General features: G+C 42.5%; 14 protein-coding genes and 1 tRNA gene. 7 read left to right on the top strand and 8 right to left on the bottom strand.

Annotated elements, in window-relative coordinates; all coding sequences use genetic code 11:
- Window positions 1–53: 53 nt before the first annotated feature.
- From T541_RS0107350 to T541_RS0107325, 5 genes are all read left to right on the top strand, one after another.
- On the top strand, window positions 54–935 hold the full coding sequence (locus tag T541_RS0107350; protein WP_026652087.1) for a DUF5688 family protein: 882 nt from the start codon (window positions 54–56) through the stop codon (window positions 933–935).
- A 105-nt stretch (window positions 936–1,040) separates the two neighbouring features.
- A tRNA-Arg gene (locus T541_RS0107345) sits at window positions 1,041–1,112 on the top strand.
- A 46-nt stretch (window positions 1,113–1,158) separates the two neighbouring features.
- The gene (locus tag T541_RS0107340) at window positions 1,159–2,487 is read left to right on the top strand and encodes an SH3 domain-containing protein (protein WP_026652086.1); all 1,329 of its coding nucleotides are present in this window, start codon (window positions 1,159–1,161) and stop codon (window positions 2,485–2,487) included.
- 325 nt (window positions 2,488–2,812) lie between these two features.
- Entirely contained in the window at window positions 2,813–4,147 is a 1,335-nt protein-coding gene (gene gdhA / locus T541_RS0107330) for an NADP-specific glutamate dehydrogenase (RefSeq protein ID WP_026652085.1), read from the top strand.
- Between the two features lie 194 nt (window positions 4,148–4,341).
- Window positions 4,342–4,890 carry a zinc ribbon domain-containing protein gene (locus tag T541_RS0107325; protein ID WP_026652084.1) on the top strand — a complete coding sequence of 183 codons (549 nt, stop codon included), beginning with the start codon at window positions 4,342–4,344 and terminating at the stop codon, window positions 4,888–4,890.
- 182 nt (window positions 4,891–5,072) lie between these two features.
- On the opposite strand, the gene T541_RS21370 is transcribed toward T541_RS0107325, so the two are convergent.
- The 6 genes from T541_RS21370 to T541_RS0107295 form a co-directional block, all read right to left on the bottom strand.
- Window positions 5,073–5,231, bottom strand: a complete 159-nt coding sequence (locus T541_RS21370) for a hypothetical protein (protein WP_155839477.1) — start codon at window positions 5,229–5,231, stop codon at window positions 5,073–5,075.
- Window positions 5,232–5,404: 173 nt separating this feature from the next.
- Window positions 5,405–7,111 carry a phosphoenolpyruvate--protein phosphotransferase gene (gene ptsP / locus T541_RS0107315; protein ID WP_026652083.1) on the bottom strand — a complete coding sequence of 569 codons (1,707 nt, stop codon included), beginning with the start codon at window positions 7,109–7,111 and terminating at the stop codon, window positions 5,405–5,407.
- A 26-nt stretch (window positions 7,112–7,137) separates the two neighbouring features.
- Window positions 7,138–7,401 carry an HPr family phosphocarrier protein gene (locus tag T541_RS0107310; protein WP_026652082.1) on the bottom strand — a complete coding sequence of 88 codons (264 nt, stop codon included), beginning with the start codon at window positions 7,399–7,401 and terminating at the stop codon, window positions 7,138–7,140.
- 76 nt (window positions 7,402–7,477) lie between these two features.
- On the bottom strand, window positions 7,478–9,535 hold the full coding sequence (locus tag T541_RS0107305; protein WP_026652081.1) for a PTS fructose transporter subunit IIABC: 2,058 nt from the start codon (window positions 9,533–9,535) through the stop codon (window positions 7,478–7,480).
- A 60-nt stretch (window positions 9,536–9,595) separates the two neighbouring features.
- Complete coding sequence (pfkB, locus tag T541_RS0107300; protein WP_026652080.1) at window positions 9,596–10,501, bottom strand: 1-phosphofructokinase; 906 nt, start codon at window positions 10,499–10,501, stop codon at window positions 9,596–9,598.
- A 17-nt stretch (window positions 10,502–10,518) separates the two neighbouring features.
- The gene (locus T541_RS0107295; protein ID WP_026652078.1) at window positions 10,519–11,268 is read right to left on the bottom strand and encodes a DeoR/GlpR family DNA-binding transcription regulator; all 750 of its coding nucleotides are present in this window, start codon (window positions 11,266–11,268) and stop codon (window positions 10,519–10,521) included.
- 349 nt (window positions 11,269–11,617) lie between these two features.
- Between T541_RS0107295 and fliY the strand changes: the two genes are divergently transcribed.
- Window positions 11,618–12,223, top strand: a complete 606-nt coding sequence (fliY, locus tag T541_RS0107290; RefSeq protein ID WP_026652077.1) for a flagellar motor switch phosphatase FliY — start codon at window positions 11,618–11,620, stop codon at window positions 12,221–12,223.
- 9 nt (window positions 12,224–12,232) lie between these two features.
- Window positions 12,233–13,369 (top strand): DUF4317 domain-containing protein, encoded by a 1,137-nt coding sequence (locus tag T541_RS0107285; RefSeq protein ID WP_026652076.1) that lies wholly within the window; start codon window positions 12,233–12,235, stop codon window positions 13,367–13,369.
- Window positions 13,370–13,491: 122 nt separating this feature from the next.
- Here T541_RS0107285 and thiC read toward each other — a convergent pair whose 3' ends face one another.
- Both thiC and thiD read right to left on the bottom strand, forming a co-directional pair.
- A complete protein-coding gene (gene thiC, locus T541_RS0107280) occupies window positions 13,492–14,796 on the bottom strand; it encodes a phosphomethylpyrimidine synthase ThiC (protein WP_026652075.1) in 1,305 nt (434 codons plus the stop codon).
- A 64-nt stretch (window positions 14,797–14,860) separates the two neighbouring features.
- Window positions 14,861–15,658, bottom strand: coding sequence for a bifunctional hydroxymethylpyrimidine kinase/phosphomethylpyrimidine kinase (thiD, locus tag T541_RS0107275; protein ID WP_026652074.1), 798 nt, complete (start codon window positions 15,656–15,658; stop codon window positions 14,861–14,863).
- Between the last annotated feature and the right edge of the window lie 11 nt (window positions 15,659–15,669).

Below are 15,669 nucleotides of genomic sequence, written 5' to 3'. Positions count from 1 at the left end.
GAGTTTGTTCACAGATGCTCAGTTTATCAAAATGGTATGAAAGGAAATAATATATGGAAATAAATGTTTTTGTAGAAGCCATCGCAAGTGAGCTTAAAATCAGATTGGGAGAGGATTATGAGGTTAAGATCAAGAAGATTGAGAAGAATAACTGTGTGAATTATCACGGAATCCTTATTAGAAAAGAAGATGAAAATGTAGCACCAACTATCTTTTTAGATGGTTTTTATCAGGATTACATGAAAGGTGCTTCTGTGGAAATGCTGGCGGAGAATGTGCTTAAGATATACAGGGAGTATGCTCCAGAGGGAGATGTAGATACTGAATTCTATAGATCTTTTTCCTCTGTGTCAGATAAGCTTTCCTTTAAGCTTGTGAACATAGCTAAGAACAAGGAACAGCTAAAGGATATTCCTTACAAGGCCTTCGAGGATCTGGCCCTTGTTCCTATCTGTCTTGTTAAAGATAAGCGCATTGGAGCTGGTAGTATTACAGTTAAAAACAGTCATCTTGAGTTCTGGGAGATCAGTAAAAAGGAGCTTTGGGAACAGGCTTTAGAAAATGCCAATAAGATCAATAGACCCAAGATCAGGAATGTGGCTGATGCCATTGGAAGTCTTGCTCCTGAAGGGTTATATGAAATGTCAATCATGGTTCTTTCTAATGATAAGCAGGCATTTGGAGCAGCAGTAATGCTTAATGATGGAGTGCTCAAGGAATTATCAGAAACGCTCCATGATGACCTGTTTATTATTCCTTCATCTGTCCATGAAGTACTTGCTGTACCTGCCACTGTATGCAATGGAGATCCAAGCTTTTTGAGGCTGATGGTAAAAGAGGTTAACTCTACTGTGGTCAAAGACGAGGATGTTCTTAGTGACAATGTGTACTATTATGATTCCTGTCTCGACAGACTGGGTGTTTACAGCGCGTAAGTTCTTTTAACGATTATTTAATTGTTGTTAAATATCTGGGCCCAAAGGTGTACAATTAAACTTGGACATGAAGGGGCTCTTATGTTATTATATTCGGGTATGTATGCACCCGTAGTCTAATGGATAGAACGGAGGCCTCCGACGCCTTTAATGCAGGTTCGATTCCTGTCGGGTGCATGTCACGCACGAGATTATACGTAATATTTTTTATAGAGGTTTACCAATGAAGAAGAAAAAGAAAAACAACGATCTTAAATCCTTTAGAAATGAGAAGAAGGATATTTTTGCTATCCTTGGAGATAACAAGAAGCTTCTCATGCCTATAGTTTTCATCATAGCAGTTGCAGTTACCATTGTTATTGCTCTTACAGCTAATAAGAAGGCTACAAAGCTTGCTCAGAGCGGCGGAGATGCTACAGAGGCAGTTACTTACGAGATTCCAGAGGTTACAATGGAAGAAAATGCATACCCTGAGGTTAATGCACTTATCAACCAGTACTACACTGCTTCAGCTGCAGGAGATGCAGAGACAATCGCATCTATCTACAAGGGACTTGAGGATACAGAGCTTTTAAAGGCTGTAGCAGCTGCAGAGTATATCGAGGAATTCCAGAACATAACTGTTTACACTAAGCCAGGTCCTGCACAGGGAAGCTATGTTGCCTATGTTTACAACGAGGTTAAGCTTTATGAGTACGACAAGGCAGTTCCAGGTCTTGAGACTCTCTACATCTGCACAGATGAAAATGGTAACCTCTATATTAATGGTGATATTGCTGATGCCAGCGAGATTGATTATCTTAAGCAGATCAATGTTCAGGCAGACGTAATCGATCTTAACAACAAGGTTGCTTCAACCTACAATGAAATGGTTAATTCAGACGAGGCTCTTGCAGAGCTTCTTACAAGAATGAGAGCAGGACTTCAGGTTTCTGTTGGAGAGGCACTTGCTTCTTCAGAGGCTGCAAGTACTGATGCAAGCGCAGTAGAGGCTGGTGGTGAGGCTAGTACAGCTGAGGCAACAACAGATACTCCACAGCAGGCTACTACTACAGTTCATACTATCAGAGCTACAGACGTAGTTAATATCAGAAGCTCAGATTCAGAGACTGCTGATATCCTTGCTAAGACCACAAAGGGGCAGGAGTTCAAGCAGGTTGAGGCTCTTGCAAACGGCTGGAGTAAGATTGAATATGAAGGTGGTTATGCTTACGTTAAGACTGAGTTCTTTGAGGTAGTTGGAGAAGAGACGGTAGAGACAGATAATACACAGACAGATTCTAAGGACAATAAGGATACAGATTCCAAGGATACTACTACAGATACATCCAAGGATTCTTCTAAGAAGACAGACGCTAAGACAGGCAAGATGCAGGTTAATGATTCTGTAAGACTTCGTAAGGAGCAGAGCACAGATTCCGATGTACTTGCAATGATCTATTCAGGTTCTACAGTTAACGTTGTTGAGCAGTATTCAAATGGCTGGGCTAAGGTTGAATACGACGGCAAGACTGGATATATCAAGTCTGAGTTCCTTAAGACTGAGGACTGATCACATTGAATTTATAAACCCATTGGCTAAGGCTGATGGGTTTTCTTTTGCCGTATACAGGGGAATTACCGATGTAAACGGTATTACATTGGAATATGTTTATCTGGGATACAATTATACAAAAATTCAATTTTCTCTTGCACTTTAAAGAAGTGAAGTATATAATGATTAAGAATTGCATGGGGCAATTTCTTGAATATGTGATATAGACACAATGTCTACGCAATGGGGCGTAAAGATTGATTTCTTTCATATGCCCTTTTTTTGTACCCAAATATGTTAGCAGAACGAGATCTGCATGTGCTTAGCACGGGAAGGAGAAAAAATGTCATACGTTGATGAGATCTACAATTACGTTGTAGAAAAAAACCCAGCACAGCCAGAGTTCCATCAGGCAGTTAAGGAAGTTCTGGAGTCTTTGAGAGTAGTTATCGAGGCTAATGAGGAAGAATATCGTAAGGATGCTCTTCTTGAGAGACTTGTAACTCCAGAGAGACAGATTCTTTTCAGAGTTCCTTGGGTTGATGATAAGGGACAGGTTCAGGTTAATAACGGTTTCAGAGTACAGTTTAACTCAGCAATTGGACCTTACAAGGGAGGACTTCGTTTCCATCCTTCAGTAAACCTTGGTATTATCAAGTTCCTTGGTTTTGAGCAGATCTTTAAGAATTCACTTACAAGCCTTCCTATCGGTGGCGGTAAGGGTGGTTCTGACTTCGATCCTAAGGGCAAGTCAGACAGAGAAGTAATGGCATTCTGCCAGAGCTTCATGACAGAGCTTTACAGACACATCGGAGCAGACACAGACGTTCCAGCTGGTGATATTGGTGTAGGCGGACGTGAGATTGGATATATGTACGGGCAGTACAAGAGAATCAGAGACGTATACGAAGGTGTTCTTACAGGTAAGGGCCTTACATACGGCGGATCTCTTGCTCGTACACAGGCTACAGGTTATGGCCTTCTTTATCTTACAGAGGAGCTTCTTAAGTGCAATGGCCATGACATCAGTGGCAAGACAGTAGTTGTTTCTGGTGCTGGTAACGTAGCTATCTACGCTATCGAGAAGGCACAGCAGCTTGGTGCTAAGGTTGTTACATGTTCAGATTCTACAGGTTGGATCTATGATCCAGAAGGAATCGACGTTGAGCTTCTTAAGGAAGTTAAGGAAGTTAAGAGAGCACGTCTTACAGAGTACGCAGCAGCTAGAAAGTCAGCTGAGTACCACGAGGGCAGAGGCGTTTGGTCAATCAAGTGTGATGTTGCACTTCCTTGCGCTACACAGAACGAGCTTCTCATCGACGATGCTAAGCAGCTTGTTGCTAACGGCGTAATCGCTGTTGCAGAGGGTGCTAACATGCCTACAACAATCGAGGCTACTGAGTACCTTCAGAAGAACGGTGTACTCTTTGTTTGTGGTAAGGCTTCTAACGCAGGTGGTGTTGCTACATCAGCTCTTGAGATGAGCCAGAACTCAGAGAGACTTTCATGGAGCTTCGAAGAGGTTGACTCTAAGCTTAAGCAGATCATGGTTAACATCTATCACAACATTGATGATGCAGCTAAGAAGTATGGAATGGAAGGCAACTATGTTGCTGGTGCTAACATTGCAGGCTTCCTTAAGGTTGCAGAGGCTATGAAGGCTCAGGGTATTGTTTAATAGGCTCTGATGGCATCTATTAGCCGCTAAGTTGTAACGTTAATTCAAATAGCCATACAGCTCGGAAATCCAGGATTTTCGGGCTGTATTTTAGTAACAGAATCTAAACAAATAAAACTCTTGAATGTTATATTGGTAAAAGATATAATATTTCATTGTGAGGGGAATTATATTATTTTGGAGGAAAAAATAAAATGAAGAAAGTGTCAAAACTTGGATTATCAGCTGGACTTCTTACAGCCCTTATCTATCTTGGTGGAGCAGCAAGCACATTCGTAGCAGTTGGTCTTATCGTTTTCACTCTTGTATATGAAGAGGATGAAGAGATCAAGGCAGCAGCTAAGAAGGCAGCAGTTCTTGTTGCAATTCTTATGCTTGTAAGCGTTGGATCTAACACATTATTAGACTTCTTACAGGATAGCATCCGTACATTCCAGGAAGATTACTATGATAACGGCTTCTACAAGTTCCTTGGTTTCTTTAATGGTTTAATCCAGACTGGTGTTAACGGAGCATTCTTCGTACTTGCTCTTATCCAGCTTCTTGGTGGTTCACAGCCTAAGGCTGCTCAGCCACAGGTTGGTTACAACCAGATGCCACAGCAGAACTATGCACAGGCTCCACAGCAGAACTACCAGGCTCCACAGATGCAGGCAGCTACACAGCCACGTGTTTGCCCTAACTGCGGCAACCAGGTTCCAGATGGCGTTGCATTCTGCACAAACTGCGGAACAAAGATCTGATAGATATTTGATTCTATAAGCTAAGTAGAGCTAAGAAGATGAGTATTCATTTTCTTAGCTCTTTCTTTTTGTCTTCTGGCATATAACAATATCTTTGGTAGTTATTGTATCCATAAATCTGGACAAAATAAAACGGAACCATGAATCATCATAGTTCCGATAGTCTAATCATATTAAGCCGATCAATGCATGCTTCTAAGCATCTCTATTGCTGTCTGAGGCTGTTCCTCTTTCTGAATGTTTGTATAGTCATACTTCTTAAGAAGTCTAGCACGCATCTCATCAGGATGATTATATAATTGGTCCATAATCCTATCAAAGGCCTGTTTCCATTCGCCCATAACGTTTACCTCCCGTATATTACGTAGCAATCTAAATGATATCCGATTTTCAATAAAGATTCAACGGAAAAGTGCCCAAATAAGTGTGAAAAATCTGTGACCAATTGTTACAATTCACATAATTAATAAAAGCCTACAGTTTTTACACTGTAGGCTTTATACAATATGCATTATTACTCTTTAGCAGCCTCTTTTAGGGCTTTTACTACTTCTGACTCTGTGGCCATTGCCATTACCTTTTCAGTAAGAGAATCGGCCTCAGATTTGCTCCATTTGGATATGATACAACGTGCTGTCAGTACCAGGACTGGGTTAACACTAAACTCTGTAAGTCCAAAGGAGATGAGAAGAGGAATCATAAGTGGATCTGCAGCAGCTTCTCCACACATTCCAACTGGGATACCAGCATTTCTTCCGCTCTCAATAATGTGCTTTATTGATCTGAGAACAGATGGCTGATATGTGGAATACAGATATGCTACATCAGCATTTCCTCTATCTACACTCATTGTGTACTGAGTAAGATCGTTAGTACCAATTGAGAAGAAGTCGGCCTCTTTGGCGAGAATATCAGCTATGAGAGAGGCTGATGGTGTTTCAATCATACAGCCAACTTCGATGTTCTTGTCATAATCAATGCCGTTTGCATCGAAGTCCTTCTTAATCTCATTTACGAGCTCTTTTACAGCTCTAAGCTCCTCTAAACATGTTACCAGAGGAATCATTATTTTAATCTTTCCAAAGGCGCTGGCACGCATGATTGCGCGAAGCTGGATAACATAGCTGTCCTTGTTACCAAGGCAGTATCTAACAGCTCTGTAGCCAAGGAAAGGATTTTCTTCTTTCTTCATGCCAAGGTATGGGATATCCTTGTCGCCACCAATATCAAGAGTTCTGATGATTACTGGCTTTCCGCCCATGGTCACGGCTGCCTCTTTATAGGCGTTAAACTGCTCATCCTCTGTAGGCATGTGAGTGTTGTCCATGAACAGGAATTCTGAACGGAAAAGACCTATTCCTTCACCGTCACATTCAATGGCCTTCTTGGCGTCCTTAGGTGTACCGATGTTGCAGAAAAGCTCAACGCTATCTCCATCGGAAGTCTTGGTAGGAACACCAACAAAGCTCTTAAGCTCGGACTGTTTCTTAATGAATTCTTCTCTTTTTCTTATGTACTGTGAAAGAACATCTCCGTCTGGATTGATGTAAACTATACCTTCAGTACCATCAACGATAGCTGTGTTCTTGTCCTCTACTAAAGTAGTGATATCTGGAACGGAGAGAACAGCAGGGATCTCAAGGGCTCTTGCAAGGATAGCAGAGTGGGATGTCTTACCACCAACCTCTGTAATGATACCTGCAACATTGTCCTTATTGATCTGTGATGTCATTGAAGGTGTAAGGTCTTTTGCCACCAGGATAGTTCCTGGAGCAACCTTACTAATATCGATATCTTTGATTCCAAGAAGGAGCTTAAGAAGGCTTGTCTTGATATCGCTTATATCGGAAGCTCTCTGACGCATCATATCGTCATCCATCTTGGAAAACATTCCTATAAACATATCACAAACCGCTGATACAGCTGATTCTGCACACTGGCCTGCTGCGATCATCTTTTCCATTTCACCGGCCATGGTAGGATCTGACATCATTACAAGATGGCCCTCTAGGATTTCTGCTTCCTTAGGACCAATTCTCTTTCTGATATCTTCAGCCATTTCTGCTGTCTCTTTTTTGAACTCTTCAACAGCATCCTGAAAGCGCTTTGTTTCGCTTTCTACATCTTCAATCTTTTTAGCGTCATATGTAAGTTCATGTTCAACTATGACGCAGATGCTACCAATTCCAATTCCACGTGATGCGGCAATTCCTTTATGCATAAATCCTCCTATACCAAAAGTGACTATCAGTCACCAAGACCTGCTTCTACAAGCTCTACTGCTTTCTTAAGTGCATCCTGCTCGTCAGGACCATCGCATACGATCTCAATCTCTGCACCACATTTGATGCATGCGCTCATAAGCATCATAACGCTCTTTGCATCATAGCTTGTGCCATTGAATACAACCTTAACATCGCTTGTGAAAGGAGTTACTGTCTGTGAGAAAAGACTAGCTGGACGCATGTGCATTCCCTGTTCATTTGTTACTTTTACTACCTGTGATACCATTTTAAAAACCTCATTTCTTTCTTTTAACCAATTTACCCAGGGAGCACAGAATGCCCCCTGGGAACAGTTACATTATTTATTTGTTAACTGGCTTTTTGATTAAGCCAAGCATAACAGCAGTGATAATTGATCCTACAAGCCATGCAAGGATGTAAAGTGGCCACTTGCCAACGGTTGCGAATACGAATACTCCACCGTGAGGAGCCATAAGTGTGCATCCAAAGATAGCTGAAAGAAGACCAGCCACACCTGATCCAACAAGTGTACATGGGATTACATGTCCTGGGTCAGCTGCTGCAAATGGGATAGCACCCTCTGTAATGAATGAGCTTCCCATTACGATGTTAGTGATCCATGTCTCTCTCTCAGACTCTGTGAACTTGTTAGGGAAGAGCTTACAAGCAATTGCAATACCAACTGGAGGAACCATTCCACCAACCATGATAGAAGCCATTGAAATGTAAGCTGCAGTTCCAAGACTAGGGTCAAGAGCTGCCTGAGCCAACATACCTGTACCGAATACGTAAGCTGCCTTGTTGATAGGACCACCCATATCGATGGCCATCATAGCACCAAGGATAAGACCAAGAAGTGCGATAAGTCCGGCTGCCTGAAGTGATGTAAGCATTGTGCTAAGTCCTACATTGATAAGAGCAATGACAGGATTAAGGATAAAGCTCATAAGTACGCTGATGATGAATATTCCGCAAAGTGGATAAATAAGTACTGGCTTAATTCCTTCAAGTGACTTAGGGAATCCTGCTGTAAGTTTGCGGAGGCAAATGATAATACCACCAGCAAGGAAACCAGCTGCGATACCACCAAGGAAACCTGAAACTGTTGCACCGTTATTAGTAAATGCGAAGTTACCAATAAATGAATTGAAACCATCAAGTGGAGCAGCGTCCTCAAGTCCAAGGAGAGCGTTAACCCATGGGAAGTTAGGACCAGTAGCACCCATAAGTGCAGGGTTACCATTTGCTGCAAACAAACCACCTACGAAACCAACTGCAAGACCAGGTCTGTCAGCGATTGAGTAAGCAATGTATCCAGCAAGTACAGGAACCATAAGTCCCATAGCTGTTCCGCCGGCACTCTTAAGGAATGCTGAAAGAGGAAGCATCTGACCAAAGTTTCCACCACCGGATGTGCCGAAGCCGGCAATTGTATCAATAAGGAATGCAATTGCTACTAAAATACCACCACCGATAACGAATGGAAGCATGTGTGATACACCATTCATAAGGTGCTTGTAGAATTTTCTTCCAAGTGTCTCATTACTTGTAGAAACAGAAGCTGTCTTAGTTCCTGTAAAGTGATATACATCAACGTTTCCAGAGGTTGCTCTGTTAAGAAGCTCCTCAGGAGTGTGGATAGCTTCCTTAGTAGAAGTGATGATGACCTTCTTGCCATCAAATCTTCCCATGTCGATGTTCTTATCACAAGCTACGATAACAACATCTGCATCAGCGATATCGCTGTCTGTGAGAACGTCCTTAGCTCCGCCAGAACCGTCCTTCTCAACCTTGATGTCAATTCCAAGGTCTTTAGCCTTAAGCTCAAGAGCTTCAGCTGCCATGAATGTGTGAGCAATACCTGTAGGACATGCTGTAACACCAACGATCTTGGATACCTTCTTAGCTGCAGGAGCTGCCTTTGCTGCATTCTCCTTATCTTTTTCTGCTTCCTTCTCATCGATGATGGCAAGGAATTCATCTGCAGTCTTAGCATTTACGAGCTTCTTAGAGAAGTTAGGATCCATAAGAAGTGTCATAAGCTTTGAAAGAACTTCAAGGTGTGTGTCAGCCTCTGTGTTAGGAGCTGCGATCATGAAGAAAAGATTACTTGGGTTGCCATCGAGAGCCTTGTAATCGATTCCTGATGGAATAGTGATTGCTGTTACGCCGGCAGTCTTAACTGCATCTGACTTACCGTGTGGAACTGCGATACCCATTCCAATGGCTGTAGAGCCCTTTTCCTCTCTTGCGAGGATTGCCTCTTTAAACTTGGCAACATCTGAAAGGTTGCCTACCTTTTCATGAAGACTGATAAGTGCATCAATGGCCTCTTCCTGATTAGAAGCCTTTACATCAAGATTGATGCCGTCTTTTTTGAGTAAATCTGTGATTTTCATAAACCCTCCTTTACGTATTCGCGTGAGATTACCCCTATATATACTTTAAAAAATCCTTCTTTACAGATTTTTATAAAGTTCGATTATTGCCTCGCCTGTGGCAAGGTCATCTGAAAAGGCTGTAGCACTACCTGCGGCTGTGCCCATCTTAAGAGCCTCTTCATAGCTGTGATTCTTGAGGTATCCGGCAATGAAACCTGCTACCATTGAATCACCTGCGCCAACAGAGTTCTTAACCTTTCCCTTTGGAACGCCAACTCTGAAGCGCTCTCCATCTTCTGTAATGAGCATTGCACCATCACCAGCCATGGAGATCAGTACGTTTCTTGCACCCATTTCCTGGAGCTTCTTGGCATGAAGTTCAATCTCTTCATCTGTCTTAAGGACAGTGCCAAACATTTCGCCAAGCTCGTGGTTATTAGGCTTTATAAGGAATGGATGATATTTAAGAACGTTCTTTAAAAGGTCCTTGGTTGCATCCACAACAACTTCGATCTTTCTGTCGTTGACTTTGGCGATGATCCTCTCGTAAACATCACTTGGAAGAGAATTAGGAATACTTCCTGCAAGGATGAGAATGTCGCCATCTACTAACTGGTCGAGCTGTGAAAAGAGCTTATCCTGAGCCTCTTTGGAAATTGCAGGGCCCTGGGCATTGATCTCGGTCTCTGCCTGACCCTTTATCTTAACGTTGATTCGGGACATTCCTGAATCAAGCTCGATGAAATCGGCCTTAATGCCTTTCTTGTTAACGCTTTCTTTGATTGCTGTTCCTGTAAAACCAGCGATAAATCCAAGAGCTGTATTATCAAGTCCTAAATTCTTAAGTATGGTAGAAACGTTGATACCCTTTCCACCAAAGTAGCATTCCTCTGAATCTGAGCGGTTGGTCATACCAGGAAGAAGTTCTTCGCTCATGCGAACTACATAATCGATAGCAGGATTAAAGGTTACTGTGTAGATCATGTATTACCTCCCTAAAATTATTGGACAACCTTGATGATTGTCTTGTTACTATAGTTCTTACTTACTTCTTTATCAGTTATGATGCAGCAGCTGGAGATCTCTGCAAAAGTTACTGAGCTGACTAACCCAAACTTAGTGTGGTCTGCAAGAATGTAAGAGATGTATGCGTGCTTTACAGCCTCTGCCTTTACAAGGGCTTCATCCACATCAGGAGTGGTAAAACCAGCCTGGAGGGAAATTCCGTTGGTACCCATGAAGGCCTTGGTAAAGTGATATTTGCTGATTCCTTCAATACAGTCTGGACCGATGATGGCTTCTGTAGTTGGCTTGCATCTACCACCGATGATCATAGTGCTAAGGCCCTTTTCAAGGAGTCTCTTGGCATGTACGATTCCGTTGGTGATGTATTTGGCCTTTGTGTTGTCGATATACTTGATCATCTCAAGGGTAGTAGTACCGGAATCGATATACACAAAATCATCATCATTAATAAGAGCAGCTGCGTATTTACTGATGGCATCCTTTTCAGCCATGTTAAGAGATGACTTGGCTAAAACAGATGGCTCAGTTGTATTGACATCGCTGGAACTAATGGAAGTTGCGCCGCCGAATACCTTGATGATTTTTCTTTCGTCATTAAGAACTGACAGATCACGACGAATAGTGGCAGCAGAAGCATTGAACTCCTCCATAAGCTCAGCTACTGTAACAACATTTCTTTCATTTATAAGTGAAACTATTAGATCTCGACGTTCCTGAGTAAGCATCTTAGCTCCTTAACAGTGTAAAAGAAGATATACACGTTGAACTTTTGTTAAAAGAATAATATCACTATATGCAATCAAAATCAATCATAAATAATCACGAATAATCAATAGAAATTTTATAAATTAATCACAAAAGGTGATAAAACAATCAAAAAACATCAAATATTTCACATTATAATAATGAAAATGATCGAATTGAGATTGTTTGTGATTGAGTTTGTTCACAATGGAAATATTCTAAAAAAAGAATAAAGCTTTTTTAATATACCGTGAATTTTCTTTACAAAAGACTTTCGGATAAACTACAATGTTATTAGGGTTTTTATCAATAATTATGGAGGTGCTGACCTTGGAAGATCTCGTATTATCTCAGGAACAGATAGATATTATCGGTGAAATCGCTAATATTAGCATGGGCAATTCTGCTACAACTCTCAGTATGATGGTTAACAGAAAAGTAGATATCACAACTCCTAATGTAAGACTTATTAAGAGAAGTGAGGCTCTTGATGATTATGAAAAGACCTGTATCTTTGTACAGATCCATTATGTAAAGGGCTTAGAGGGTAACAACGTCCTTGTCCTTAAAGAGCATGATGTCAAGGTTATGACTGACCTCATGATGGGTGGTGACGGTACAAATACTACTGGAGAGATCACAGAACTTCATCTTTCTGCAGCTTCTGAAGCCATGAACCAGATGATGGGAACATCAGCTACTTCCTTATCTTCAATGTTGGGAATTGCTACAGATATCAGTACTCCTGTAGTTAATCAGATTGATGTTGAAAGTATCAAAGTTTTTGAAAAAATGTTTGATACAACTTACGATAAATTTGTTAAAATAGCATTTAGGATGACAATAGGAGATCTTATTGATTCCGTAATGGTACAGCTCTATCCGGTACAGTTTGCCGTAGACATGTGCCAAAAATTTATGGACAAAGGAAAATGATATTTACAGATGAATAAGGCAGAGACATTAGAAATCAAGAAGCAGTTTACACCAGACAGGTGCACCATTGATCGAATTTGCGGATGCTATGTCGATCATGAAAAGAACAAAAGGCTTGTTTTTAAGAAGGCCTTTGGACAGTTACCAGAAGAGGAAATGTTCAAATATCTGGACATTTTCCAGCATACACTAGCAGGTACATTTGGCAAGAATCTTATTAGTCTTGAGTTCCCTCTTGACCAGGAACAGCCAGGAGGTACTCAGGACTTTCTTTTGACCTTAAGGAATTCCAAGCTCGAAGATGACGAGCTTATCGACGAATTCTACGAGAAGATCATAGCTAATTACATTAATGGCGAGAACTACTATATTATTCTTGTTCACGCTGTCTATGACATTCCTAGCATTACCAACGATGGTATCCAGATGGAAGACTCATCAGATAATGTATATGACTTCATGCTTTGCAGCATTTGCCCTGTTAAGCTTTCCAAGGCAGGTCTTGGCTACAACGAGTCCAAGAACGCCATTGAAGAGAGATTCAGGGATTGGGTAGTTGATGGCCCTGTTAAGGGATTTCTTTTCCCTGCCTTCATCGACCGCAATACAGATATCCACAACATGCTCTACTTCACCAAGAAGCCAGATGATCTTCAGCCAGAATTTATTGAGGCTATGTTTGGTGGTCATGCTCCAATTTCTGCTCCAGAGCAGAAGGACATCTTCGATGCAGTTGTTCAGAATACCATCGGAGAGGATGCAGACTACGACATAATGAAGAACATCCACGACAACCTTAACGACATGATAGAAGACCATGAGGACGATCCAGAGCCTCTTGAGCTTACCAAGAAGGATGTTAAGCAGCTTCTTCAGGACAGTGGAGTATCAGAGGAAAGACTAGGCTACTTTGATGAGAACTACACCAAGTGCGCAGGCAATGAGGATTATCCTCTTCTTGCCAGCAATATCGCCAACACCAAGAAATTCGACATCGAGACTCCTGATGTTGTGATCAAGGTTAAGCCAGACAGAACAGATCTTGTTGAGTCCCGTATCGTTGATGGTCGCCAGTGCCTCGTAATCGCAGTAGACGATCACATCGAAGTAAACGGCATCAATGTAAGAACATTTATGAATAAGTAAAAAGAGCTATGAAAAAGAAAAAAATATTAGAAATTGAATGAATAATATGAGCCTGAGAGGATGAATTCTTCTCAGGCTCTTTTGTTGTATTAATGTAAGTACTCACACACGGACTAGGGCTATTACAGTATATCTACATATTCGTCGTTCAGCGCTTTGTTCATACTGCGGACTGCGCAGAACTTTCCGCACATGGAGCAGGTGTCGTCGTACTCAGGAGAGCGATCTGCACGGATTTTCCTGGCTGTCTCTGGATCCAGAGCACATTCCCACTGGGCATCCCAGTCAAGGACACGTCTTGCATCACCCATGGCGTTGTCCTTGTCCATGGCATGAGGAATCTTCTTGGCAATATCTGCTGCGTGAGCAGCAATCTTGGAAGCAATGATTCCCTGCTTAACATCATCTACATTAGGAAGAGCCAGGTGCTCGGCAGGAGTAACATAGCACAGGAAGGCGGCTCCGGAAGCAGCGGCGATAGCGCCTCCAATAGCAGAAGTGATGTGATCGTAGCCAGGTGCAATGTCAGTTACGAGAGGTCCAAGTACGTAGAAAGGCGCCCCCATGCAGATTGTATTTTGCATCTTCATGTTGGCTTCAATCTGATCCATTGGCATGTGACCAGGTCCCTCTACCATTACCTGTACGTCTTTTTCCCAAGCTCTCTTTGTGAGCTCACCAAGGCGCACCAGCTCTTCAATCTGACAAACGTCGCTGGCGTCGGCAAGACATCCTGGTCTGCAGGCATCACCAAGGGAAATAGTAACGTCGTATTCTCTGCAGATCTCAAGAATCTCATCATAGTATTCATAGAAGGGATTTTCCTCCCCAGTCATGCACATCCAGGCAAATACAAGGGATCCGCCCCTTGATACGATATTCATTTTTCTCTTGTGCTTTTTGATCTGCTCAATGGTCTTTCTGGTGATTCCGCAGTGCAGAGTCACGAAATCCACGCCATCTTCAGCGTGAAGTCTGACCACATCTATGAAATCCTTGGCGGTAAGAGTCTTAAGATCCCTCTGATAGTGGATAACGCTGTCGTATACAGGAACTGTGCCGATCATGGCTGGGCACTCAGAGGTAAGTTTCTTTCTAAAGGGCTGAGTGTTGCCGTGACTGGAAAGATCCATAATGGCCTCAGCGCCCATGTTAACTGCAGCCATGACCTTTTCCATCTCGATGTCATAATCCTTGCAATCTCTGGAAACGCCCAGGTTAACATTGATCTTAGTCCTTAGCATTGAACCAACGCCCTCAGGATTAAGGCATTTGTGGTTCTTGTTGGCTGGAATGGCGATCTTTCCTTCAGCCACCAGCTGTCTGATAAACTCTTCACTTCGGTATTCCTTTTTGGCAACCTCTGCCATTTCTTTTGTGATGATGCCCTTCCTTGCAGCATCCATCTGTGTTGCGTAGCTACTCATTAGAAATCTCCTTGCTGATAGTATTTTATGTAATCTGCGCTTCTAAATTTCTTCAGCACGTAATTCATAACAGTTTTGTATCTATGGGATCCACACAGTGATTTAGGGGACCGCTGCCGTGGCCCAGTCCTGGAGCCATTTTGATAGCATCTGTGATGTAGGCTTTAGCTCTTTTTACAGAATCATTGAGTGAATGGCCAAGGGCCAGGTTGGAGGCAATGGCGCTTGATAAGGTGCAGCCTGTGCCGTGGGTGTTATTACTTGTCAGCATTTCTTCCTCATAGGTAAAAAAGCTATCTCCATCAAAAAGAATATCCAGGGCGGAAGTCTGAAGGTGCCCGCCTTTAAGCAGAATTGGAGCGCCGTAGGCTTCGTATAGCGCAAGGCACGCCTTTTTCATATCTTCTGAATCATTTATATCCATATCTGTAAGCTCTTTTGCCTCAGGAATGTTGGGAGTTATGAGCCTGCACATAGGAAAAAGAACTGCTTCAAGAGCTTCTATTGTTTCTTCATCCATAAGCCTTGTGCCGCTACTGGACACCATAACCGGGTCCAGGACGATGTTTGGCGATGTTTGGCCTTTGAGAGCTTTGGCAACTGACAGGACCTGATCCGCAGAAGAGAGCATGCCTATCTTCACTGCATCGCAGGGAATATCACTTAGGCACATTTCAATTTGCCTTGCCAAAAACTCAGGCGGGGTCTTTATTATTTCTTTTACCCCAAGGGTATTCTGGGCGGTGAGGGCAGTGATGGCGCTCATGCCGTAGACCCCGTGGGCACACATGGTCTTAAGGTCAGCCTGTATGCCGGCGCCGCCGCTGCAGTCACTTCCTGCAATTGTTAGAACAACTTTCATGCATCTCCTCC

Origin of the sequence: Butyrivibrio proteoclasticus P6B7 (assembly GCF_000622085.1) — a bacterium.
In the GTDB taxonomy this organism is placed as follows: Bacteria; Bacillota; Clostridia; order Lachnospirales; family Lachnospiraceae; genus Butyrivibrio; species Butyrivibrio proteoclasticus_A.
Note: the sequence above shows the minus strand (reverse complement) of the source record. Positions and strands in the feature narration are given on the sequence as shown.